This window comes from Geomicrobium halophilum, from assembly GCF_014207655.1.
Taxonomy (GTDB): Bacteria; Bacillota; Bacilli; order Bacillales; family Marinococcaceae; genus Geomicrobium; species Geomicrobium halophilum.
Genome location: NZ_JACHHJ010000007.1, coordinates 47,148 through 68,046 on the forward strand (window position 1 = coordinate 47,148; position 20,899 = coordinate 68,046).

The 20,899-nt window shown below is 44.0% G+C and carries 32 protein-coding genes; 30 read left to right on the forward strand and 2 right to left on the reverse strand.

Annotated features, from left to right (window positions below; all coding sequences use genetic code 11):
• The first annotated feature begins 5 nt into the window (after window positions 1-5).
• The 27 genes from rplE (at window position 6) to HNR44_RS17075 (ending at window position 16,526) form a co-directional block, all read left to right on the forward strand.
• Entirely contained in the window at window positions 6-545 is a 540-nt protein-coding gene (gene rplE, locus HNR44_RS16945) for a 50S ribosomal protein L5 (RefSeq protein ID WP_184405683.1), read from the forward strand.
• A gap of 35 nt (window positions 546-580) precedes the next feature.
• The gene (locus HNR44_RS16950) at window positions 581-766 is read left to right on the forward strand and encodes a type Z 30S ribosomal protein S14 (RefSeq protein ID WP_184405686.1); all 186 of its coding nucleotides are present in this window, start codon (window positions 581-583) and stop codon (window positions 764-766) included.
• Between the two features lie 30 nt (window positions 767-796).
• Window positions 797-1,195 (forward strand): 30S ribosomal protein S8, encoded by a 399-nt coding sequence (rpsH, locus tag HNR44_RS16955; protein ID WP_184405689.1) that lies wholly within the window; start codon window positions 797-799, stop codon window positions 1,193-1,195.
• Window positions 1,196-1,214: 19 nt separating this feature from the next.
• On the forward strand, window positions 1,215-1,751 hold the full coding sequence (rplF, locus tag HNR44_RS16960) for a 50S ribosomal protein L6 (RefSeq protein ID WP_184405692.1): 537 nt from the start codon (window positions 1,215-1,217) through the stop codon (window positions 1,749-1,751).
• Window positions 1,752-1,805: 54 nt separating this feature from the next.
• Window positions 1,806-2,168: a 50S ribosomal protein L18 gene (gene rplR, locus HNR44_RS16965; protein WP_184405696.1), complete on the forward strand. Its 363-nt coding sequence runs from the start codon at window positions 1,806-1,808 to the stop codon at window positions 2,166-2,168.
• Between the two features lie 21 nt (window positions 2,169-2,189).
• Entirely contained in the window at window positions 2,190-2,687 is a 498-nt protein-coding gene (gene rpsE / locus HNR44_RS16970; RefSeq protein WP_184405699.1) for a 30S ribosomal protein S5, read from the forward strand.
• A gap of 12 nt (window positions 2,688-2,699) precedes the next feature.
• Window positions 2,700-2,888 carry a 50S ribosomal protein L30 gene (gene rpmD / locus HNR44_RS16975; RefSeq protein ID WP_184405701.1) on the forward strand — a complete coding sequence of 63 codons (189 nt, stop codon included), beginning with the start codon at window positions 2,700-2,702 and terminating at the stop codon, window positions 2,886-2,888.
• A 30-nt stretch (window positions 2,889-2,918) separates the two neighbouring features.
• Window positions 2,919-3,359 carry a 50S ribosomal protein L15 gene (gene rplO, locus HNR44_RS16980; RefSeq protein WP_184405705.1) on the forward strand — a complete coding sequence of 147 codons (441 nt, stop codon included), beginning with the start codon at window positions 2,919-2,921 and terminating at the stop codon, window positions 3,357-3,359.
• On the forward strand, window positions 3,359-4,654 hold the full coding sequence (secY, locus tag HNR44_RS16985) for a preprotein translocase subunit SecY (RefSeq protein WP_184405708.1): 1,296 nt from the start codon (window positions 3,359-3,361) through the stop codon (window positions 4,652-4,654). Before rplO ends, secY begins: the two co-directional genes overlap by 1 nt.
• Window positions 4,655-4,712: 58 nt before the next feature.
• Window positions 4,713-5,366 carry an adenylate kinase gene (locus HNR44_RS16990; protein WP_184405711.1) on the forward strand — a complete coding sequence of 218 codons (654 nt, stop codon included), beginning with the start codon at window positions 4,713-4,715 and terminating at the stop codon, window positions 5,364-5,366.
• Entirely contained in the window at window positions 5,363-6,109 is a 747-nt protein-coding gene (map, locus tag HNR44_RS16995) for a type I methionyl aminopeptidase (RefSeq protein WP_184405714.1), read from the forward strand. The genes HNR44_RS16990 and map overlap by 4 nt, the downstream gene beginning before the upstream one ends.
• Window positions 6,110-6,126: 17 nt before the next feature.
• Window positions 6,127-6,288 carry a hypothetical protein gene (locus HNR44_RS17000; RefSeq protein ID WP_184405717.1) on the forward strand — a complete coding sequence of 54 codons (162 nt, stop codon included), beginning with the start codon at window positions 6,127-6,129 and terminating at the stop codon, window positions 6,286-6,288.
• Window positions 6,289-6,415: 127 nt separating this feature from the next.
• The gene (gene infA, locus HNR44_RS17005; RefSeq protein WP_114373692.1) at window positions 6,416-6,634 is read left to right on the forward strand and encodes a translation initiation factor IF-1; all 219 of its coding nucleotides are present in this window, start codon (window positions 6,416-6,418) and stop codon (window positions 6,632-6,634) included.
• A 74-nt stretch (window positions 6,635-6,708) separates the two neighbouring features.
• On the forward strand, window positions 6,709-6,822 hold the full coding sequence (rpmJ, locus tag HNR44_RS17010; protein ID WP_184405720.1) for a 50S ribosomal protein L36: 114 nt from the start codon (window positions 6,709-6,711) through the stop codon (window positions 6,820-6,822).
• A gap of 21 nt (window positions 6,823-6,843) precedes the next feature.
• The gene (rpsM, locus tag HNR44_RS17015) at window positions 6,844-7,209 is read left to right on the forward strand and encodes a 30S ribosomal protein S13 (protein WP_184405722.1); all 366 of its coding nucleotides are present in this window, start codon (window positions 6,844-6,846) and stop codon (window positions 7,207-7,209) included.
• Window positions 7,210-7,225: 16 nt separating this feature from the next.
• Window positions 7,226-7,618: a 30S ribosomal protein S11 gene (gene rpsK, locus HNR44_RS17020; RefSeq protein ID WP_184405727.1), complete on the forward strand. Its 393-nt coding sequence runs from the start codon at window positions 7,226-7,228 to the stop codon at window positions 7,616-7,618.
• A gap of 141 nt (window positions 7,619-7,759) precedes the next feature.
• Entirely contained in the window at window positions 7,760-8,704 is a 945-nt protein-coding gene (locus HNR44_RS17025; protein WP_184405732.1) for a DNA-directed RNA polymerase subunit alpha, read from the forward strand.
• A gap of 38 nt (window positions 8,705-8,742) precedes the next feature.
• Complete coding sequence (gene rplQ / locus HNR44_RS17030; RefSeq protein WP_184405735.1) at window positions 8,743-9,105, forward strand: 50S ribosomal protein L17; 363 nt, start codon at window positions 8,743-8,745, stop codon at window positions 9,103-9,105.
• Window positions 9,106-9,239: 134 nt separating this feature from the next.
• Complete coding sequence (locus tag HNR44_RS17035; protein WP_184405738.1) at window positions 9,240-10,076, forward strand: energy-coupling factor transporter ATPase; 837 nt, start codon at window positions 9,240-9,242, stop codon at window positions 10,074-10,076.
• On the forward strand, window positions 10,052-10,921 hold the full coding sequence (locus tag HNR44_RS17040) for an energy-coupling factor transporter ATPase (protein ID WP_184405742.1): 870 nt from the start codon (window positions 10,052-10,054) through the stop codon (window positions 10,919-10,921). Before HNR44_RS17035 ends, HNR44_RS17040 begins: the two co-directional genes overlap by 25 nt.
• A gap of 6 nt (window positions 10,922-10,927) precedes the next feature.
• A complete protein-coding gene (locus HNR44_RS17045; protein ID WP_184405746.1) occupies window positions 10,928-11,728 on the forward strand; it encodes an energy-coupling factor transporter transmembrane component T family protein in 801 nt (266 codons plus the stop codon).
• 13 nt (window positions 11,729-11,741) lie between these two features.
• Window positions 11,742-12,491 (forward strand): tRNA pseudouridine(38-40) synthase TruA, encoded by a 750-nt coding sequence (truA, locus tag HNR44_RS17050; RefSeq protein WP_184405750.1) that lies wholly within the window; start codon window positions 11,742-11,744, stop codon window positions 12,489-12,491.
• A 158-nt stretch (window positions 12,492-12,649) separates the two neighbouring features.
• Window positions 12,650-13,087, forward strand: a complete 438-nt coding sequence (gene rplM / locus HNR44_RS17055) for a 50S ribosomal protein L13 (RefSeq protein WP_184405754.1) — start codon at window positions 12,650-12,652, stop codon at window positions 13,085-13,087.
• An 18-nt stretch (window positions 13,088-13,105) separates the two neighbouring features.
• Window positions 13,106-13,498 carry a 30S ribosomal protein S9 gene (gene rpsI, locus HNR44_RS17060; protein WP_184405756.1) on the forward strand — a complete coding sequence of 131 codons (393 nt, stop codon included), beginning with the start codon at window positions 13,106-13,108 and terminating at the stop codon, window positions 13,496-13,498.
• Window positions 13,499-14,177: 679 nt separating this feature from the next.
• Window positions 14,178-14,594, forward strand: coding sequence for a DUF2521 family protein (locus HNR44_RS17065; protein ID WP_184405758.1), 417 nt, complete (start codon window positions 14,178-14,180; stop codon window positions 14,592-14,594).
• Window positions 14,595-14,657: 63 nt separating this feature from the next.
• Window positions 14,658-15,365 carry an N-acetylmuramoyl-L-alanine amidase CwlD gene (gene cwlD / locus HNR44_RS17070; protein WP_184405761.1) on the forward strand — a complete coding sequence of 236 codons (708 nt, stop codon included), beginning with the start codon at window positions 14,658-14,660 and terminating at the stop codon, window positions 15,363-15,365.
• Between the two features lie 87 nt (window positions 15,366-15,452).
• Window positions 15,453-16,526, forward strand: a complete 1,074-nt coding sequence (locus HNR44_RS17075; RefSeq protein WP_184405801.1) for an Mrp/NBP35 family ATP-binding protein — start codon at window positions 15,453-15,455, stop codon at window positions 16,524-16,526.
• A gap of 43 nt (window positions 16,527-16,569) precedes the next feature.
• Here HNR44_RS17075 and gerD read toward each other — a convergent pair whose 3' ends face one another.
• On the reverse strand, window positions 16,570-17,220 hold the full coding sequence (gene gerD, locus HNR44_RS17080; RefSeq protein WP_184405763.1) for a spore germination lipoprotein GerD: 651 nt from the start codon (window positions 17,218-17,220) through the stop codon (window positions 16,570-16,572).
• Window positions 17,221-17,352: 132 nt separating this feature from the next.
• On the opposite strand from gerD, the gene HNR44_RS17085 reads away from it, so the two are divergent.
• Together HNR44_RS17085 and HNR44_RS17090 are read left to right on the forward strand one after the other, a co-directional pair.
• Window positions 17,353-17,946 carry a KinB-signaling pathway activation protein gene (locus HNR44_RS17085; protein ID WP_184405765.1) on the forward strand — a complete coding sequence of 198 codons (594 nt, stop codon included), beginning with the start codon at window positions 17,353-17,355 and terminating at the stop codon, window positions 17,944-17,946.
• Window positions 17,947-18,020: 74 nt separating this feature from the next.
• Window positions 18,021-19,307, forward strand: coding sequence for a lysine N(6)-hydroxylase/L-ornithine N(5)-oxygenase family protein (locus HNR44_RS17090; protein WP_184405783.1), 1,287 nt, complete (start codon window positions 18,021-18,023; stop codon window positions 19,305-19,307).
• A gap of 252 nt (window positions 19,308-19,559) precedes the next feature.
• Here the strand turns inward: HNR44_RS17090 and HNR44_RS17095 are convergent, their stop codons facing one another.
• A complete protein-coding gene (locus HNR44_RS17095) occupies window positions 19,560-20,321 on the reverse strand; it encodes a polysaccharide deacetylase family protein (RefSeq protein ID WP_184405786.1) in 762 nt (253 codons plus the stop codon).
• Between the two features lie 250 nt (window positions 20,322-20,571).
• On the opposite strand from HNR44_RS17095, the gene HNR44_RS17100 reads away from it, so the two are divergent.
• Window positions 20,572-20,796, forward strand: a complete 225-nt coding sequence (locus tag HNR44_RS17100; RefSeq protein WP_184405789.1) for a hypothetical protein — start codon at window positions 20,572-20,574, stop codon at window positions 20,794-20,796.
• The last annotated feature ends 103 nt before the right edge of the window (window positions 20,797-20,899 follow it).

The following is a 20,899-nucleotide window of genomic DNA, read 5'->3' on the forward strand; positions in this document are numbered from 1 at the left end:
AGAGAATGAACGCTATGAAAGAACGTTATAAAGGTGAAATTGTGCCACGTCTGCATGAGCAATTCAACTATTCCACGGTCATGGCCGTTCCAAAGATCGAGAAAGTTATCATTAATACGGGCGTTGGTGAAGCTGTTTCTAACCCCAAAACACTTGATAACGCGATAGAAGAGCTATCCCTCATCACGGGTCAAAAACCAGTTGTGACAAAAGCAAAGAAATCTATCGCAGGTTTCAAATTACGTGAAGGTAATCCAATCGGAGCGAAAGTAACTTTACGCGGGACGCGTATGTATGACTTCCTTGAGAAGTTAATCCATGTATCCCTGCCGCGTGTCCGGGATTTTCGCGGGATTTCAAACAAAGCATTTGATGGACGTGGGAACTATACCCTTGGTGTTAAAGAACAATTAATTTTTCCAGAGATTGAATACGACAAAATCGATAAGGTCCGTGGTATGGACATCGTAATTGTTACGACTGCGGAAACTGATGAAGAAGCAAAAGCATTGCTTACAGAAATCGGAATGCCTTTCCAACGATAAATTTAAGTGCAAAATTTAAAGGAGGGAAAGTACTTTTGGCAAGAAAATCAATGGTTGTCAAACAGCAAAAACCACAGAAGTTCAAAGTTCGTGAATATACACGTTGTGAACGTTGTGGACGCCCAAATGCCGTTTTTCGCAAATTCAAGCTGTGCAGGATTTGTTTCCGCGATCTTGCTCATAAAGGCCAGATTCCTGGTGTCAAAAAAGCTAGCTGGTAAAGCCCGAGAGAGGGAAGGAGGTTCATTAATATGGTTATGACAGATCCGATTGCAGATATGCTAACGAGAATTCGCAACGCCAATACTGTGCAGCATGACAAGCTGGAACTTCCAGCATCCAACGTAAAGAAAGAAGTTGCACAGATCCTTAAACGAGAAGGTTATGTTCGCGATGTCGAATTCGTAGACGATAAGAAACAAGGGGTTATCCGTATTTTCCTTAAGTACGGTCATGGGAATGAACGTGTAATCTCAGGGTTGAAAAGAATTAGCAAGCCAGGATTGCGCGTTTATGCAAAAGCAGATGAAATTCCTCGTGTATTAAACGGATTGGGAATTGCTGTGATTTCAACATCAACAGGTGTAATTACTGATAAAGAAGCACGTCAAAGAAAAGTTGGCGGCGAAGTACTCGCTTACGTATGGTAAAGAGGGAGGTGCGATAGAAATGTCACGAGTCGGTGTGAATCCATTAACGGTACCAGACGATGTAACGATTACATTGGATGGTCAACAAGTGACAGTCAAAGGTCCTAAAGGGGAATTGTCTCGTCAGTTTAATTCAGATATCTCCATTAGCCTTGAAGATGGTGTGCTTACGACAACTCGCCCATCTGACCACAAGGATCATCGATCCATGCACGGTACGGTAAGAAGCTTGATTGGAAACATGGTCGAAGGGGTTACGAAAGGTTTCGAAAAAAGCCTTGACCTTGTTGGGGTCGGATACCGCGCTACGAAATCTGGAGATAAGCTCATACTCAATATTGGGTACTCTCATCCGGTTGAAATCAAAGAAGTTGAGGGCATTGAGTTTGAAGTCCCATCAAATAATAAGGTGCTTGTGAAAGGAATCGATAAGCAGCTCGTAGGAGCGGTTGCTTCTGATATTCGTTCACGTCGTACACCTGAACCTTATAATGGCAAAGGTGTTCGCTACACAGGCGAACAGGTTCGAAGCAAAGAAGGTAAAACTGGTAAGTAAAAGCATCATTTTCTTCCTAGTGGTTGATAAATGGAAGAAAGGAGGAGGTCACTTATGGCAAAAAAGGTCAGTAAACAAGCAGCTCGCAAGCGTCGTCACAATAGCATGCGTCTCAAGATTAAAGGTACACCTGATTGCCCGCGATTGAATGTTTATCGTTCGACAAAGCATGTCTATGCACAGCTGATTGATGATACCAAAGGCGAGACATTAGCAGCTGCTTCAACCATGGATAATGAACTTAATTCAAAAAACGGTGGTAACGTCGAGGCTGCAAAGGAAGTTGGCGCACTCGTTGCTAAGCGTGCAAAAGAAAAAGGTTATGAAACAGTCGTTTTTGACCGCGGTGGTTTTGTCTATCATGGCCGCGTTTCAGCGCTTGCCGATGCTGCTCGTGAGGAAGGCTTGAAATTTTAAAGCAAGAAGGAGGGACAATCGATGAACATTGATCCAAATAAGCTGGACCTTGAAGAAAACGTTGTAGCCATCAATCGTGTTGCTAAGGTGGTTAAAGGTGGCCGCAGCTTCCGATTCGCAGCTATTGTTGTAGTCGGAGATCGTAATGGCCATGTCGGTTTTGGTATGGGTAAAGCAAATGAAGTACCAGAAGCGATCCGCAAAGCGGTTGAAAATGGGAAGAAAAGCCTTATTGAGGTGCCACGTGTTGGAACAACGATCCCGCACGAACTTGTTGGACACTATGGTGCAGGAAAGGTTTTGCTCAAACCAGCTAGTGAAGGTACTGGAATCATTGCTGGGGGGCCTGTACGTGCCGTACTGGAGCTCGGCGGTGTAAATGATATCCTTTCAAAATCACACGGATCTAACAATCCAATCAATATGGTAAGAGCTACATTAGAAGGTCTAAGCTCATTGAAAACCGCAGAAAACGTCGCTAGACTTCGTGGAAAAAGCGTCGAAGAATTGCGAGGATAGGAGGGAATACAGGTGGCTAATAAACTGGAGATCACCCTCAAACGTAGCCTCATTGGTCGTCCGGAAGACCAATGTGTAACTGTTCGAACACTCGGGCTTCGTAAATTGCACCACTCGGTGATTCAAAACGACGATCCCGCTATCCGCGGTATGGTTAATAAGGTATCTCACCTTGTAAATGTCAAAGAAATCAACGGTTAATACAATAGGCAGGCAGGAGGTGTGAAAGAAATGAAACTACACGATTTGAAACCAGCAGCCGGCTCACGCCAAAGACGCATCCGCGTCGGTCGTGGAAACGGCGCTAAACGTGGGTTAACTTCTGGTAGAGGTGAACACGGTCAGAAATCTCGTTCCGGAGGAAACGTACGCCCAGGGTTTGAAGGTGGCCAGAACCCGATTTATAAACGTTTGCCAAAACGAGGATTTACAAACCCAACTGAGAAAACGTACGCTGTTGTGAACGTAGAGACCCTCAATCGTTTTGAAGGGGGTACAGAAGTAACACCGGAGCTTTTGATTGAAACAGGCATTGTGAAAAAAGTAAATGACGGAGTTAAGATCCTTGGTGATGGCAATTTAGACACAAAATTGACGGTTAAAGCCAACAAATTTTCTGCCTCTGCAGTAAAAGCCATTGAAGCAGCCGGCGGTCAAACAGAGGTGGTCTAATGTTTAAGGCACTCGCCAATATATTTCGAGTAACGGATCTGCGCCGGAAGATTTTCTTCACCCTGCTCATGCTTATCGTCTACCGCATAGGAACGTTTATCCCTATCCCTGGCTCTGATAGCGAGGTATTGCAGTTTCAAGGTGAAGCAAGTGCTTTCGGTTTCCTTGATACGTTTGGTGGTGGTGCGTTGGGGAACTTCTCTATTTTCGCGATGGGTGTTTTCCCCTACATTACTGCATCAATCGTCGTTCAGCTTTTGAGAATGGATGTTGTTCCAAAGTTTACGGAGTGGTCGAAGCAAGGGGAGGCAGGACGAAGGAAGCTGGCACAGTTTACCCGTTACTTTACTGTTGTGTTGGCGTTTGTCCAGGCCTTGGCCATGTCCATTGGTTTTAACGCACAATTTGAAGGACTTATTCCTGATCCCGGTATCGACACTTACCTACTTATTGCTCTTATCATGACTGCAGGAACGACTTTTTTAATGTGGTTAGGGGAGCAAATTACAGCAAAGGGTGTAGGCAACGGGATTTCGATTATGATCTTTGCTGGTATTGCGGCAGGTATTCCAAATGGCATTAACCAGATCTATGCCACTCAAATCGAAGGGGCAGGCGAAGAATTGTTTATGGGAATCATAACGGTTCTGCTGCTGGCACTTGCTGTATTGCTTATCGTTACCGGTGTGGTATTTGTACAGCAAGCGATTCGTAAAGTCGCGATTCAGTACGCAAAGAGAGTGGTTGGCAGGGAGTCTACTGCGGGTGCTCAATCCACCCACTTGCCATTGAAAGTTAACTCCGCAGGGGTTATTCCAGTCATCTTCGCCATGGCTTTGTTCATCTTTCCGCCAACGGTTGCGAGCTTTCTCGGTGAAGATAATGCTATTGCTCAATGGGTTATTCAAAACTTCGATTATACGCAGCCGGTAGGGGCATTTGTCTATGTTGGCCTCATTATTGCCTTCACGTATTTTTATACGTTCGTACAAGTTAATCCAGAACAAATGGCTGAGAACTTGAAGAAGCAAGGCGGCTATGTCCCTGGAATTAGACCTGGAAAAACAACGGAAACGTATATCCGTCATATCCTTTATCGCCTTACCTTCGTCGGCTCATTGTTTTTGGCTACTGTTGCCATCATTCCGGTTTTCTTCACCACTCAACTTGGATTACCGGAAACAATTCAAATTGGTGGTACCGGTCTACTCATCGTGGTAGGTGTAGCTCTTGATACAATGAAACAAATTGAAGGCCAGTTAATCAAACGAAGTTACAAAGGCTTCATTAAGTAAGAGTCGAGGCCGATGTTCATGAAAGAATTACCAGGATTGTGATGATAGGAGAGGTAAGATGGATTTGATTTTAATGGGACTGCCAGGGGCTGGGAAAGGTACACAGGCTGTAACCATTAGTGAAGAGTACCAGATTCCGCACATTTCCACTGGCGATATGTTCAGAGCCGCCATCAAAGATGAGACGGAACTAGGGAAACAAGCGAAAAGTTATACAGACGCCGGCGAACTTGTACCGGATGAAGTTACGATTGGCATTGTTCGTGAACGTTTAGCCCAAGACGATTGTGCGGAAGGCTTTCTTCTTGATGGTTTCCCGAGAACGATAGCACAGGCACAAGCTTTAGAGGAGATTCTTAGCGACCTCAATCGTTCGATTGACTTTGTCATTAACATCGACGTCTCTAAGGAGAAGTTGATTGAGCGATTGGCTGGACGTCGAGTTTCCCCAACTTCCGGTCAAACGTATCACGTAGAGTATAACCCGCCTAAAGTGGACGGAGTTTGCGATGTTGATGGGAGCACATTAATTCAACGTGAAGACGATAAACCGGAAAAGGTAAAAAAGCGTTTAGAAGTGAATATTGAGCAGACACAGCCGCTTGTTGATTTTTATAGCGAGAAGGGCTATCTTCGAAATATAGATGGAAATCAAACGATTGAGCAGGTGCAAGATGACATTGTAAGGTTGTTAGAAGGTTTGCGTGCATGATCATTTGTAAAACTGAACGTGAATTAGAGATTATGCGACGTGCCGGTCAAATTGTAGCTGAAACCCATCATGAGCTTAAAAGTCACATTAAACCAGGGATAACTACAGGAGATCTTGATCGAATCGCGGATGATCTGATAAGATCATATGATGCCATTCCTTCATTCAAAGGCTATCATGGATTTTCCGGGAGCGTCTGCACATCCGTAAATGAAGAACTCGTTCACGGAATACCGGGAAATCGAGTGTTAAAGGACGGAGATATCATATCGATTGATATCGGCGCAAAAATTCAAGGTTATCATGGTGATTCTGCTTGGACGTACCCGGTAGGGACAATTACCGCTGAAAATGAGAAACTCTTGGATGTTACCCGGAATGCCTTGTACAAAGGTCTTGCGGAAGCAAAACCTAAAGTTAGGCTCTCTAATATCTCTCATGCGATACAAACGTTCGTGGAAGATCATGGGTTCTCCGTTGTAAGGGAGTATGTCGGACATGGGGTTGGTCAAGACTTACATGAAGATCCGCAAATCCCGCACTTTGGTCCGCCAGGCAAAGGTCCTCGCCTTAAACCTGGAATGGTGCTTGCCATTGAGCCCATGGTTAATATGAAGGAGCGTTATGTTCACACCCTGGATGACAATTGGACAGTGGTTACAACAGATGGCAAAAACTGCGCACATTTTGAACACACGATCGCGATTACAGAGTCAGGATATGAGATATTGACTCAAGCTTAATCAAGAGGGTCATGGTGATGAAAAGAGCCCCTGAACTTGGAGAGATCGTGCAGGCCTGGTGGCCGGGATTATTCATCGTGATTCGTCTGATTGACGCTCGTTTTGTGTTACTGGCAGATGGCGACGACGAACGTTCAGCCGCGCAAAGAAGAAAAACATCAACCATGTACGGTCTCTAAAGTATATTTCACAGTTCAGTGAAATATAGCCTGGAGGGAACCGGTCGTGTAATCAATGCCAAGTTGCCACGGGTTGATGCAGTTTCGTAGAGAGCAACCTGATATAATGAAGGGAGGAGAGCAATCCATGGCCAAAGATGATGCGATTGAAGTTGAAGGCACAGTTATTGAGCCTTTACCAAACGCCATGTTCAGGGTAGAACTGGAGAATGGTCATCGAATACTCGCGCACGTTTCTGGTAAAATTCGTATGCATTTTATTCGTATTTTACCTGGTGATAAGGTTACAGTGGAACTTTCTCCATATGACCTATCTCGAGGAAGAATCACTTATCGATATAAATAAATGAACGCAGAACGAGGTTCTGATTTGCATGATAAGCCTCCCTTAGGATGCCGATCATGAAGGAGGGAAAGAGAATGAAGGTCAGACCGTCCGTAAAACCCATATGTGAACGATGCAAAATTATTCGCCGTAGAGGCACGGTTATGGTGATTTGTTCAAACCCTAAGCATAAACAAAAACAAGGTTAACATTAAAGGAGGTGCACGTTTTTGGCACGTATTTCAGGAGTAGACGTTCCCCGTGACAAGCGAGCTGTTATTTCACTTACCTATGTATATGGAATCGGGAAAAGCAGTGCGAAGCAGATTCTTGAAGAAGCAAATGTCCCAGCGGAAACGCGCGTTCGTGATCTGACTGATGAAGAACTTGGCCGCATTCGTACAGCTGTAGGAAACTACACTGTTGAAGGGGATCTTCGGAGAGAACGGTCTCTTAATGTCAAGCGCTTGATTGAAATCGGATCTTATCGCGGAATCCGTCATCGCCGTAACCTTCCTGCACGCGGACAGAGCACAAAAAACAATTCCAGGACGGCAAAAGGTCCTCGGAAGACCATCGCGAACAAGAAAAAGTAAAGGAGGTTTGTAAACCATGGCTAAACCGAAGACAACAACTCGTAAGCGTCGCCAGCGTAAACAGGTGGATTCGGGTATTGCTCATATTCGTTCCACATTTAACAATACGATTGTTACGATTACTGATATGCAAGGCAATGCACTATCTTGGGCTAGTGCTGGTAACTTGGGATTCAAAGGTTCACGTAAATCAACGCCTTTTGCCGCGCAGATGGCTGCAGAAAACGCTGCTAAAACTGCGATGGATCACGGCATGAAGAGTGTAGAAGTAGCTGTCAAAGGCCCTGGCGCAGGCCGTGAAGCCGCTATTCGTTCATTACAGGCAACAGGTCTTGAAGTGAATGTCATCCGTGATGTCACACCTGTACCTCATAACGGCTGCCGCCCCCCAAAACGTCGTAGAGTGTAACACCATAGAGGTTTAAAAAACCGCTCCCTGTCAATAATGGTTAGACGAGGTAAGCACCGGATGGTGTAGTCAAACACTGCCTAAAGGCACATGCGGGGCACATGTCCCGGATGCTGACGTTTTAAGGAGGGTACCAATAGAATGATTGAAATCGAAAAGCCGAGCATTGAAACGATTGAAGTCAGCGAGGACGCCAAGTACGGAAAGTTTGTTGTCGAGCCGCTTGAACGTGGTTATGGTACGACATTGGGGAACTCCTTGCGTCGAATCCTGTTATCCTCCCTACCGGGGTCAGCAGTTACAAATATTCAAATTGATAGTGTTCTTCACGAGTTCTCTACGATCGAGGGTGTTGTTGAAGACGTTACGACGATCATTTTAAATTTGAAAAAGCTGGCCCTCAATATCCATTCCGATGATGAAAAGGTGCTCGAGATTGATGCAAATGGTGAAGGTGTCGTGACCGCACGTGATATCAATCACGATAGCGATGTGGATATTCTTAACCCTGATCTGCACATTGCAACGTTAACAAGCAATTCGCAGTTTCATATGAGAATGACTGCCCAGCGCGGCCGCGGTTATGTACCTGCTGAAGGGAATAATCATGATGATCTGCCGATAGGTGTACTCCCGATCGATTCGATCTTTACACCTGTAGAACGAGTGAATTTCCAAGTAGAAAACACCCGTGTCGGTCAAATCACCAATTATGATAAACTTACGCTTGATGTTTGGACCGATGGCAGCATCCGTCCTGAAGAAGCAGTTTCCCTTGGTGCTAAAATCATGAATGAACACCTGAACATCTTTATTGGTTTGACAGATCAAGCGCAAAATGCGGAGATCATGGTGGAAAAAGAGGAAGACCAAAAAGGAAAAGTGCTTGAAATGACAATTGAAGAACTGGATCTATCTGTACGTTCTTACAATTGTTTAAAACGAGCTGGAATTAATACCGTGCAAGAGCTCACTCAGAAATCAGAAGAAGATATGATGAAGGTGCGCAATCTTGGACGTAAATCGTTAGAAGAAGTACAAGAAAAGCTTGGAGAACTGGGGCTGGGACTTCGCAACGAAGAGTAAGCCTCTCCGAAGCTTTTGATCAAAGGAGGGGAATGGCAATGGCTTACAGAAAACTGGGAAGAGATAGTTCTGCACGTAAAGCATTATTTCGTGATCTTGCAACCGACTTGTTGATCAACGAAAAAATTGTAACGACGGAGGCAAAAGCAAAAGAACTCCGCCCACTGGTTGAAAAAACAATCACCCTTGGCAAACGTGGAAATCTCCACTCCCGTCGTCAGGCGGCATCTTTTATTCGCGATGAAGTTGCGAATGAAGAAGAAGGTCAAAATGCGATTCAGAAGTTGTTTGACGATATCGGGCCACGTTATGAAGATCGTCAAGGTGGCTATACACGCATCATCAAAATGGAACCGCGTAAAGGCGATGGCGCTCCGATGGCTGTCATCGAACTCGTGTAAAACGGTTAGAGGGGCAGGACGACGATTTCGTCACTGTCCTTTTTTAATATGGGCATGAGCTGACAGGGCAGCTCACATTTTATATACTTATAATACAATCTTAATATTACATAGGTAGAGAAGGAGGATCAGCATTGCAGCCAATCATTATTTGTGATCAACTGTTCTTTCGTTATCAGGAAGAGCAGGAATGGATCTTACATAATTTCAGCTTGCAAGTCAATAAAGGTGATTGGATAGCAGTGCTGGGCACCAATGGTTCAGGAAAATCGACCTTTGCGCGTATGCTAAACGGATTATTACAGCCTGAGTCTGGAACCGTAACGGTCGCGGGGTATGAAGTCGCTGATGAGGAAAAAATTTGGAACGTTCGGCAAAAAGCGGGGATGGTTTTTCAAAATCCAGATCATCAGTTTGTTGCGGCCACGGTTCAGGATGATATTGCTTTTGGACTTGAAAATGCTGGGATTGAACGCCGGGAGATGTTGCAACGCATTGATGAAGTATCGAAAAGGGTAGGAATCGAAGATTTGCTTACAGCCGAGCCACATCGTCTTTCAGGCGGGCAGAAGCAAAGAGCTGCGATTGCCGGGATTATCGCTTTACGGCCAGATATTATGATTTTTGATGAAGTTACTTCTATGCTTGATCCTAAGGGACGGGCAGAAGTGATGGAGACGATGAAAGATTTAAATCGTGCTGGTATTTCGATGATCATGATTACACACGATCTGGAAGAGGCGCTTATGGCAGATCGGGTGATTTTTATGGAAAAAGGGAAAACGATAAGGGATCGCACTGTTCATGATTTTTTCCAAGACCCTGATTTTTTAAAAACACGGAATTTCACATTACCTTATTTCTTAGAAATGCAGGTAGCATTGAAAAAGCATGGGGTATTGCTGGGTAACTTGTCATTAAGTGAAAGTGAGTGGGTGGATCGGTTATGCGCATTACCTTCCGAGATGTAAGTTATACGTACATGATCGGTTCTCCATTTGAAAAAAAAGCGCTGGATGCTGTGAATTTGACGCTCTCCTCGCAAACATTTACAGGGGTTGTCGGCAGCACGGGCTCAGGAAAATCAACGTTAATGCAATTGATCAATGGTCTGTTATTACCGACAACAGGTCAGGTGCAAAACGGAGATTTTATTCTACATCGGAAGTCGAAACGAAAATATGTCAAACAGGTAAGGCGACAAGTAGGAATGGTATTTCAGTATCCAGAGCACCAACTGTTTGGATCTACAGTTGAAGAGGATATGTTATTTGGTCCTAAACATCTAGGGTTAGACATAGAAAAGAGCCGCCAGCGCTTTCCTGATCTCCTTGAGCTTGTTGGGCTTGGTGAAGAAATACTTCCGTATTCCCCATTCAGCTTAAGTGGCGGTCAAATGCGGAGGGTCGCGATAGCGGGGGTGCTTGCCACTCATCCTAAAGTGCTTATTCTAGATGAACCTGCAGCGGGTCTTGATCCGGCTGGTCACCGTGCCTTGCTTGATTTGCTAAGAGACTGGCATGATCAACATGGTCTTACCACGGTACTTGTCACCCATGATATGGAAGATGCTGCTCGATATGCGGATGAAATCGTCGTGATGGACGAAGGAAAACCAGTAATTAGCGGAGCCCCTACAGATGTGTTTCGTCAAGCCGATCAGCTTGCCGGCCTTGGTTTGGATGTGCCTGCGTCAGTACGAGTGAGCCGGGCGATGCAAGCGGCAGGATGGGAAGTTGCTGATACTTTGCTGGAACCAGAAGCATTGGCTGGCGTCGTTATAGATCAGTTGTCAACGGTAAGGAAAGAGGGGTAACCATCCATGTTGCAAAATATCGTAATTGGTCAATATGTCCCGGTGACGTCTCCCTTGCACAGACTTGATTCAAGATCGAAACTGATTTCTTTACTTGCCCTTGCCGTCATTGTATTTTTGGCGAACGAATTTTGGAGCTACTTAGCGTTACTAGCGACAGTTGTACTATTTGTGGCACTCTCCCGTGTCCCTTTGCGCTTTTTTGTGAAAGGACTATTTCCTGTTTTCATTTTAATTGTATTTACGTTTTTATTGCATGCTTTTTTTACAAATGAAGGATACGTACTTTTTTCGATTCTCGGCTTTTCGATTTATAGTGGAGGAATCGAGCAAGGGGTTTTTATCGCAATCCGGATAGGCTCGCTTGTGATCTTAGCTTCGTTGTTGACGCTAACAACGAAACCGATTGATTTAACCGATGGGTTTGAGTTTTTTTTACGTCCATTCAAACGTTTCGGCCTCCCTGCCCATGAGATGGCTTTAATGATGTCGATTAGTATTCGTTTAATTCCAACGTTGTTGTTAGAAGCAGATCGAATTATGAAAGCACAGGCAGCACGTGGGGCGGACTTCACGAAAGGGACAATGAAAACACGGCTGGAAACGATGACGGCCTTTATCATCCCATTATTCGTACGCTCGTTTAAACGGGCAGAAGATATGGCAACAGCTATGGATGCGCGCGGGTATCGCGGTGGAGAAGGCCGCACGAAATTACGTGTTTTACAATGGAGACTTCAGGATACCATTGCCTGCATAGTTGTTGGGGGCGTAGGGGTCGTTCTGGCCATACTTCGGGATTTTTAAAGGAGGGCGGTATATGGCACGCTGGAAAGCAACGATCGCGTATGACGGCACAAATTTCTCTGGCTGGCAAGTACAACCTGAGAAACGTACGGTGCAAGGTGAACTTGAAAAAGGATTAACGAGGTTACATAAGGGCAAAAAAATAAGTGTTTTCGGTTCTGGTCGTACCGATGCGCAGGTACATGCTCGCGGACAAGTGGTTCACTTCGATTCCACTTTGGCCATTGCTCCTGAGCGTTGGCCGTATGCGCTCGCGGGTGTATTACCCCCAGACATCCAGGTACGCGATGCAAAAGTCGTATCAGAGGATTTTCACGCCCGCTTTGATGCGGTGGCCAAGGAGTATCGGTACTTCCTCCATGTTGGCTCTGAGCGTGATGTGTTCCAGCGTCAGTACGTTTACCACGTCTATGCGAAGGAGTTTGATACAGGGGCTGTAAAACGTGCTCTGCAGCATTTAGAAGGCGAGCATGATTTCTCTTCTTTTTGTGCAAGCAATACTTATGTGCAAAATAAGGTCCGCTTGTTAGAACAGGTTACGTTGGTACGAATGAGAGAAGGAGCTTGGTATTTTCATTTTAGAGGGGAAGGTTTTCTTTATAATATGGTACGGATCATTGTAGGGACGGCCATTGAAATCGGCCTTCATCGACGCCCTTCTAATGATATGGCGCGCATTTTACATTCAAAGGATCGCCGGGAAGCGGGAGTAACAGCGCCTGGTCATGGATTGTTTTTATGGAGTGTCGATTATGGGCCTTAAAAGCGTTCGTTCCGGTGCTTTTGCTTATTGACATTGGTCTGAAAATAGGATACGATGTTAGTTGGCATTTCGTCCTCCACAAGCCCCGGAGTATGAAATATATGATCGATGAATGAAATAAATGATTTGGAGATTTTTTGATATAAGGAGGTACCCCCATGCGGACGACATACATGGCGAAAGCAGATGAAATTGAACGCAAATGGTACGTCATCGATGCTGAAGGAAAACGTCTCGGACGTCTTGCAAGCGAAGTCGCTGCGATTTTGCGTGGAAAATATAAACCAGAATTCACGCCACACGTGGATACAGGTGATCATGTCATTATCATTAATGCAGAGAAGGTTGAACTCACCGGTAAGAAGTGGACGGATAAATTATATTACCGTCACAGCGGATATAAAGGCGGCCTGAAAGCAACAAGAGCGATTGATATGAACAAAAACAAGCCAGTGAAAATGGTTGAGCTTGCCATACAAGGTATGCTTCCGAAAAATGCACTTGGCCGCAAAACCATCAAGAAATTACACGTATATGAAGGCCCAGAACACAAACACGAAGCACAAAAACCAGAAGCTTATGAGCTTCGCGGATAAATAAAAGGAGGGTTTGAATTGGCTTCATTGCAATATTACGGAACGGGTCGACGTAAAAACTCTGTTGCCCGTGTATTCCTTTCCCCAGGGAATGGCAAAGTAACGATCAATAAGCGAGACATCGATGACTACTTCAATTACGAAACACTCAAAACAGTCGTCAAGGAGCCACTTGCTGAAACTGGAACGGAAGGTCAATATGACTTGAAGATCACCACACATGGTGGCGGTTATACAGGACAAGCTGGCGCAATTCAACTAGGTGTTGCCCGTGCTTTACTTGAAGTAGATCCTGAATATCGTAAAGTGCTTAAAGACAACGGCTATCTTACACGCGACTCCAGAATGAAAGAGCGTAAGAAATACGGTCTTAAGTCTGCACGCCGTGCACCACAATTCTCGAAGCGTTAAGAAAGCTTTTCACATCAAAGGGTTTGCCCTCTTTGCTCTTATGGAGCAGGGAGGGCTTTTTGTTTGGTATTAAGGAAAATATGGCATCTCAATAAAAAGGGGCATGAGTAATGAAAAAACGTCATTTTCAACACTGTCCATCGAAAAATAGAGATAGGTGTAAAAAAGAATCATTTTAAAATGTATTTTGCACCCATGGTATGAAATCCACCTTGGTGGAATAAATACAACTTTATCGGCCAACCTAAGTTCTGTCTCGCCTCTAGTGTTTGCGTAGAGTCAAGGAAATATTAATTTTTTGGAGATTTTGCGTGTGTTATGCCTCTCCTGCTGTTTCCAACATCGATACTTTTATTTAAATCAGGAATTTTTAGCTTTTCATTATTGGAGCCTCAACCCAAGAAGAGCTTCTGCTCTGAAGGCTGAAAAATGATCCAGTTGGAGTTTCAGCTTTTGAGTTGTTCAAATGATTTGTCCATGGAGCCTTACCTCATGATGAATTCGTGAGAAGTCCTTTTGAACATATGGGGCATTGTATCAAGCAACGTATGACAAACATAGAACGAAATTGCAGCGGATCATTGGCGTGGCGCTGTTGACGATCTTTTCCTTCTTCGTCCTTCCTTTCCCAGACATGATTCTTGTCCTTTCACTCATACTAATCATGAGGGGGGCAAGCATGGGGTCTGTCGTTTCTTTTCAAGAGCATAAGCGTTTGAAGGACTGGGAAGTGGAGAAGAAGTTACTGCACACATTGAGTATGGAAGACATGGTTTATGCTTCCGAGAAATACCTTGTCCCTGTATGTGATTCCTTTCAGTTTCGGCACTCGTTTTTGGAAGAAATTTGTATGGATGTAGCCATTGAAACGTTTTTAACTGCGGCAAAAAAAGGAATGTCGTCAGCAGAGCCATCCAGCATGGATGAAGATCATCTTAAACAGAGAACAAATGAGCTTGAAATTTTTATTAACGATTGGATTCAGGAGGAGAATTTGGATCGTAATAAAATTGCAAGCGGTGCCGAAGCTTATGTGCAACACTGGTGGCAAACAGGTTTCAAAACCGGTAAAAATCGCGCACGACTTCGACTTTGAGACGGGCATACACCCGTCCTTTTTTTCATATTATGGACTATCCCTCGGTAAAGGATGTTACGTATGAAGAAAAAATTCTGGCTTATCTCTCCACTGATTGCATTCCTTTTCGTTATCGTGATGTATAGTATTTTTTCCACTGATTGGACGGAAAATACAAGCGGTCTCAATTTGCCGTTAAGTGGCCAGGTGATTGTCATCGACCCCGGTCATGGCGGAGTGGATGGCGGTTCAAGCTCCAAAGAGGGTCTCATGGAAGATGAAGTGGCGTTGGATATTGCCTTTAAGCTTAGGGATTACTTACAATCAGCTGGTGCACTTGTTTTGATGATAAGAGAAGAAGATACTGATTTAGCAGCCCCTTCCACAGAGGGATTACGGAATCGAAAGGTAGAAGATTTGCAAAAACGTGTACAAATGATTAATGATTCAGGCAGCGATTTTTTTATCAGTTTGCACCTCAATGCGGGCCCTTCTACAAGTTGGCGCGGTGCTCAAACGTTTTATAACCCAAGCTTTAGTGAAAGCCAAGTAATGGCAGAGGTCGTTCAGGGAGAAATGACTCGCCAGTTAGAAAATACGAACCGCAAGGCAGCAGGAGTGAACAATATTTATATGCTTGATCATACAGAAATTCCCGGTTTATTAATTGAAGCGGGTTTCCTTTCGAATCCCGAGGAAGCAAGGAACTTCCAAGATGAACAATATTTGGATCGAATGGCTGCCTCCATATACCAAGGGTTGGTACGATATCATGATTCGGAAGAATAAATTTGCAATCATATCAATTAAATCCTATTCTTGAGGTGTGATATAATATAGACAGATTGATATCAGCCTTAAAGGAAGGTGTTAATGTTGTTACAGGAGCAAGACATTATTGAGGTTCTGAAACCTATTCAGGATCCCGATGTGAAAAAAAGCATCGTGGAAATCGGCGGGGTCCGGGAGATTAACATAAAAGATGATGGCAGCGTGAGCTTGAAAATTGCTTTGGCCCAGACTGGAACCGGCGGGCAAATGAAAGTGCAGCAAGATATCGTTGCGGTTGTCAAGGAGGCGGGGGCTGAAAGCGTAGGTCTTCGTTTTGAGCAATTATCACAAGAGGAAATGGATCAGCATATCGATCCGGGGCAACAAAAAGAAGATGCGGGACTCTTAGATGAAAATAACGACGTGAACTTTATAGCTGTTGCAAGTGGTAAAGGCGGCGTTGGAAAGTCAACAGTATCTGTAAATCTCGCTGTTGCACTTGCCCGTGAAGGGAAGAATGTAGGAATTATTGATGCTGACATTTATGGTTTCAGTGTTCCGGATATGATGGGGATTGAAACTCGTCCAACGGTTAAAGGAGATAAAATATATCCAGTCGAGCGTTATGGGGTCAAAGTGATTTCCATGGGCTTTTTCGTAGAGGATAATGCTCCCGTCATTTGGCGTGGCCCTATGCTCGGAAAAATGCTTACGAACTTTTTTAAAGAAGTAGAGTGGGGTGATCTCGATTACCTTATCTTGGACTTGCCGCCTGGCACTGGGGACGTGGCCCTTGACGTACATTCAATGCTGCCTGAATCTGATGAAATTATCGTTACCACGCCACACGCAACAGCTGCATTTGTAGCTGCACGTGCGGGGGCAATGGCGATTAAAAGTAACCACCGCGTCCTTGGTGTTATTGAAAACATGGCATATTACGAGAGCCAATCAGGTGAAAAAGAGTATGTATTTGGACAAGGCGGGGGCGAACGATTAAGCGAAGAGCTTAAGACTGAATTGCTCGGTCAAGTGCCGCTGGGTCAACCGACGATCGATGATGACGATTTTGCTCCCTCGGTTTATGAAAGAGAACATCCGATCGGAAAAATTTATGAAAATATTGCTAGCCGTGTCATTGAACAGAAAGAGCAAAGAATTAAATCTCCATTTGAATAATACAATGAAGGTGAGGCCTTTTGATTAGGCCTCACCTTTTCATTTAAGGGCCTCCATTTCCGCCGCCGGCGTTTTCTTGACCTCCCTGTTGATCCCCGCTTTCACTGTCTTCTTGGTTGCCGCTATCTTCCTGAGAACCGCCACCTTCTTGTTGTTGCTGCTCGATTAAATCGGAAAGTTTCGATTGAAAGCTTGGATTATCAAAAGCTTCTTCAATGGCCGTTTGCATCTCTTCTCGATATGTTGAGCTGCTAAATAATTGTAAATTCGCTTGCTGCATTTTCGGATCCTGCATAATTCCCATCATCATGTCTTGATATTCCGGGTCTTTCATTAAGCGTTTCAAGATGTCTTCATTTTCTTGCTGCATGCTATCCGCAATGTTTTTTTGGAAATCAGGTTGTTGCATGATTTCTTGAAAATATTGCTGTCCTTCATCGGAAGTGAGGGTGTTTTGCACGGTCTCTTGGACGAAATCCTGGTCCATAAGCACTGATTCTTGAAATTCTTCGTCCGTTAAAATGTCTTCTAAGGCAGCTTGGCCGTCTTCGGTTTTTAAAACGTCGATGACCATCTCCTTCGTATCTTCGTATTCTTGGGACTGAGCTGTTCCTCCACCTTGATTTTCGAATGCAGCACATCCACTTATAAGTAAAAATAATAGCATGAGGAATAGTGTGTACACCTTTTTCATACCGTGGCCCCTTTCCCAGTGTTTCTTTTACTATGAAGCATTGCATGACAAAATATGTGCGAACTAGTATTTTTACGTCACGATTGATACAATCGGAGTGGTTTGATTACGGAAGATGTAAGGGATGATCGTGTGAATTCTAGAAAAGTCGTTTTTTTATTTTTTTCGACGATGCTTGTTGCTGCAGTTGGCGGCACGATCGTAGGTGTGACACTGAATTATGAAGCTTACGTTGGGGACGGGTTCGCCAATTTCTTCTTCGGTCTAATCTGGATGCTTGGCGCCTGTGCAGCCATTAGTGCGACCGCACAGATGGGATTTTTTGCTTACCTGACCTTAAACCGGTTAGCACTTTCATTGTTTAAAACCAAAAAACTTTGGAATAGGGTTCAAATTTTTTTGGTCGCTTTTGTGTTCTTTGATTTATTTTATTTTCGTTATCTCGCTTATGCCTCTGAGGGTGATTCATTGGCTGGATATTTGATCACACCAACGTTACTGTTGATCTATGCTGCCATCGTTGCGTACTTCAAGCAGCGAGAAACACATAGCGGGGCATTTATCCCTGCACTATTCTTTATGTATGTGATCACGACGATTGAATGGATACCTGCCCTCATTATTCCCGAAGTCGATGGAACATCGTGGGTCTGGATCTATCTTGCACCGTTATTAGTGGCAAATACGTGGCAGCTAATGGCGCTCCATCGTTTGCAGCGTAAGTAAAAGAAGTCGTATACCCTCATGAGTGATGGAAAAAAATAAAAAAGACATCAATAGCATAGAGAGGAATTAAAGCGATGAATGAAAACATTTATGATGTAATCGGTATTGGAATTGGCCCTTTTAATCTTGGTCTTGCCGCTTTAATTGAAGAAGGTACGGATTTAAACGCATGCTTCCTGGAACAGGAGCCTACGTTTGAATGGCATCCAGGTATGCTTATCGATCAGACGGATTTGCAAGTTTCATTTTTGGCGGATTTAGTGACATTTGCCAATCCGAAAAGCCGCTATACATTCTTAAATTATCTTCATGAACACGGACGGCTGCTTTCATTTTATTTTTTCAAGAAATTTAATATCCCAAGACGTGAATATAATGCGTACTGCCAGTGGGTCGCTCATAACCTTTCCAACTGCAAGTTCGGTTATCAGGTAACCGATGTAACGTATGACAAGTCACGCTCTTGCTATGTCGTTGAAAGTAATGGTGTTGAGACACTGTATGCACGGCATATTACGCTTGGAACGGGGAGTGTTCCGTTTATCCCCCCACCTTTAGAAGGAAAAACGAACGAAGACATCATTCATTCAAGCGATTATCTTTATCATGAAAAAGACCTTAAATCAGCAAATACGCTTACAGTCGTAGGGTCAGGGCAGAGTGCTGCAGAAATTTTTTATGACTTATTGAAAGACCAAGAGAGGTATGATTATAAGCTTACGTGGTATACACGTTCGCCAGGTTTTTTTCAACTGGAAGAAAGTAGCTTGGGGCAAGAACTGTTTAGTCCGGAATATGTAGATTATTTTCATTCGCTTCCCTATGAAAGACGTCAAGAGACACTGGGAGAACTCGGTGGGTTAAGAAATGGGGTTCAGGAAAAGACATTATTAAAAATCTATGAGCTCCTTTACCATCGATCCGTTGATAGTAAGCAATCACCCGCAAAAATACAGGCAATGACCGAAGTTAATGATGTTCGCGAATCGGAGGGAAGGTACATTCTTTCTTGCAGGCAATGGCAAAAAGAAGAAGCTTTCGAGCAACCGACGGATAAAGTCATTTTATCAACTGGTTATCAGCCGCACATTCCCGATTGGATTGAAAAGATGAGAGACGAATTCGAATGGGAAAGTGACGAGGAATTTAAAGTGACAAGAGATTATCGGCTCGTCTTTAAAGATGGGCGCTCCAATCATTTGTTTTCATTAACGAACCTTGAACATTCTCATGGGACGAGTGCAACCAACCTCGCTCTTTCAGTGAAAAGAAATCAACATATCGTGAATTTATTGACGGATGAAGAAACGTATCCTGTTTACCGGAACAACATATTCCAGCAGTTCACAGATAACGATTAAGAGGTATGTGTCTCTAGAAGGAAGCCGGCGCTATCAATTGTCGCCGGCTTCCTTAATATTACCCTTATAGAGCGTGTTCAAAAAGAGCCGAGTAGGCCGACGTAGCTCCGATCATCCTGCTTTCAAGCATTCACTTCTCGAAGAAAAAGTGGATTTTTTTTCGAGGATATGGTTTTCAAACCGTGAGGAGTGCAGAAGCAAGACAATGAAGAGATACGACGGCTATTTTTCCCGGAATTTTTAAACATCCACTTATAGTTCTTCGTAATCTGTTGTTGCACCACTCATCAGCATGTCGATTGATGTAAGCTCGTAGTTTTGGTTTTGGAGAGCATCAATAATTTCCGGCAATGCTTCGGCGGTTTGCTTGGCAGAATCGGATGCATCAAGCATTACTACATCCCCAGGCTCAACACTGTTTGTTACATTTTCAATGATTTGATCAACACCCGGGTTTTGCCAGTCCTTCCCATCAGCGCCCCAATGGATGACCGTATAGTTCATTTGTTCTGCGGCTTCTAGCACTTCGGAATTAAAAATCCCAGCGGGTGGACGGAAATAATCCGGAGCTGTATCAATCGCTTCCTCGATAGCATGATGCCCTTCCCGCATATCCCTTCGCATATCTTCATTTTCCTGATCGGTATAAGGTTTAAAATGATAGCCGTAATTGCCAACATCATGACCTTCATCGACCATACGTTCAAGAAGTTCGGCATGCCGCTCGGCCCACACCCCTGACACAAAAAAGGCGGCGGTTACCTCTTTTTCAAGTAATGTATCAAGAATCGGTTCCACATGCTCTTCTCCCCAACTTACATTGAAGGTTAAAGCTATTTCTTGGTCATCGGTCTCGGCACTTGAAAATGCTGAGGTCGGAACACTATCTTCCCCCGAAAACACAGCCAGGAAAGGCCGCTCTAGTAGAATTAAACAGGCGGCACAAAATGCAATCGCTGCAATAAACACATACTGTGACCCTTTTCTTCTATTAAACACCCAAAATCGTGCCAACTTTTTCCCTCCTTATAAAGAAAATCACACTATAATTGCGAACGAATAAGCTGTTCATGGGATATCTATATGCTCACAAGGACAAGATATAACTATGGAAATAACTAAAAGTAGAAGTTCAAAACGTTCGAAGAAGACATCGTTTACGAGTGCTGGAGCGTAAACTTATTGCTACAAACCTTATAAAAGCGAAAACGTTAGCTGTCTTTCCGGCCGATTTGAACATTTCCCAAAACGAAAGGAGCTCTCCATGTTTGGTTTAATGTTAAAGGATAAAGAAGCAGCGGAAATGGTCTACCTTTTAAAAAAGGAGATGGACGAGGTATATAAGGACCTTCAGGATCGAACGGTTGAGGATTGTGTGAAACGTGCGATGGAAGAAAAGTACAACCTTTTATTTGCGCTCTACTGTAGAATGGTGCCCCCAGCTGAAAGACTGCCATACCATTTATCTGTGATAAATAAAAAAAATTAATATAAACTCTTGCATAATTAAAGCGTAGATGATAAATTATAAATCCGTCGCAATCACACCGGTCTTATTCATCAAGCCAACGGGGTGAACCAATCATTGAAAT

Coding starts and splice junctions, on each gene's coding strand:
- rplM (WP_184405754.1), top strand. CDS start 12,650: ATGCGGACGACATACATGGCGAAAGCAGATGAAATTGAACGCAAATGG.
- gerD (WP_184405763.1), bottom strand. CDS start 17,220: ATGAAAAAGGTGTACACACTATTCCTCATGCTATTATTTTTACTTATA.
- rpsE (WP_184405699.1), top strand. CDS start 2,190: ATGAACATTGATCCAAATAAGCTGGACCTTGAAGAAAACGTTGTAGCC.
- infA (WP_114373692.1), top strand. CDS start 6,416: ATGGCCAAAGATGATGCGATTGAAGTTGAAGGCACAGTTATTGAGCCT.
- HNR44_RS17040 (WP_184405742.1), top strand. CDS start 10,052: ATGCGCATTACCTTCCGAGATGTAAGTTATACGTACATGATCGGTTCT.
- map (WP_184405714.1), top strand. CDS start 5,363: ATGATCATTTGTAAAACTGAACGTGAATTAGAGATTATGCGACGTGCC.
- rplO (WP_184405705.1), top strand. CDS start 2,919: ATGAAACTACACGATTTGAAACCAGCAGCCGGCTCACGCCAAAGACGC.
- HNR44_RS16990 (WP_184405711.1), top strand. CDS start 4,713: ATGGATTTGATTTTAATGGGACTGCCAGGGGCTGGGAAAGGTACACAG.
- HNR44_RS17045 (WP_184405746.1), top strand. CDS start 10,928: ATGTTGCAAAATATCGTAATTGGTCAATATGTCCCGGTGACGTCTCCC.
- rplE (WP_184405683.1), top strand. CDS start 6: ATGAACGCTATGAAAGAACGTTATAAAGGTGAAATTGTGCCACGTCTG.
- HNR44_RS17100 (WP_184405789.1), top strand. CDS start 20,572: ATGTTTGGTTTAATGTTAAAGGATAAAGAAGCAGCGGAAATGGTCTAC.
- rpsH (WP_184405689.1), top strand. CDS start 797: ATGGTTATGACAGATCCGATTGCAGATATGCTAACGAGAATTCGCAAC.
- truA (WP_184405750.1), top strand. CDS start 11,742: ATGGCACGCTGGAAAGCAACGATCGCGTATGACGGCACAAATTTCTCT.
- rpsK (WP_184405727.1), top strand. CDS start 7,226: ATGGCTAAACCGAAGACAACAACTCGTAAGCGTCGCCAGCGTAAACAG.
- HNR44_RS17000 (WP_184405717.1), top strand. CDS start 6,127: ATGAAAAGAGCCCCTGAACTTGGAGAGATCGTGCAGGCCTGGTGGCCG.
- rplQ (WP_184405735.1), top strand. CDS start 8,743: ATGGCTTACAGAAAACTGGGAAGAGATAGTTCTGCACGTAAAGCATTA.
- HNR44_RS17065 (WP_184405758.1), top strand. CDS start 14,178: ATGGGGTCTGTCGTTTCTTTTCAAGAGCATAAGCGTTTGAAGGACTGG.
- rplR (WP_184405696.1), top strand. CDS start 1,806: ATGGCAAAAAAGGTCAGTAAACAAGCAGCTCGCAAGCGTCGTCACAAT.
- secY (WP_184405708.1), top strand. CDS start 3,359: ATGTTTAAGGCACTCGCCAATATATTTCGAGTAACGGATCTGCGCCGG.
- rplF (WP_184405692.1), top strand. CDS start 1,215: ATGTCACGAGTCGGTGTGAATCCATTAACGGTACCAGACGATGTAACG.
- HNR44_RS17090 (WP_184405783.1), top strand. CDS start 18,021: ATGAATGAAAACATTTATGATGTAATCGGTATTGGAATTGGCCCTTTT.
- cwlD (WP_184405761.1), top strand. CDS start 14,658: ATGAAGAAAAAATTCTGGCTTATCTCTCCACTGATTGCATTCCTTTTC.
- rpmJ (WP_184405720.1), top strand. CDS start 6,709: ATGAAGGTCAGACCGTCCGTAAAACCCATATGTGAACGATGCAAAATT.
- HNR44_RS17025 (WP_184405732.1), top strand. CDS start 7,760: ATGATTGAAATCGAAAAGCCGAGCATTGAAACGATTGAAGTCAGCGAG.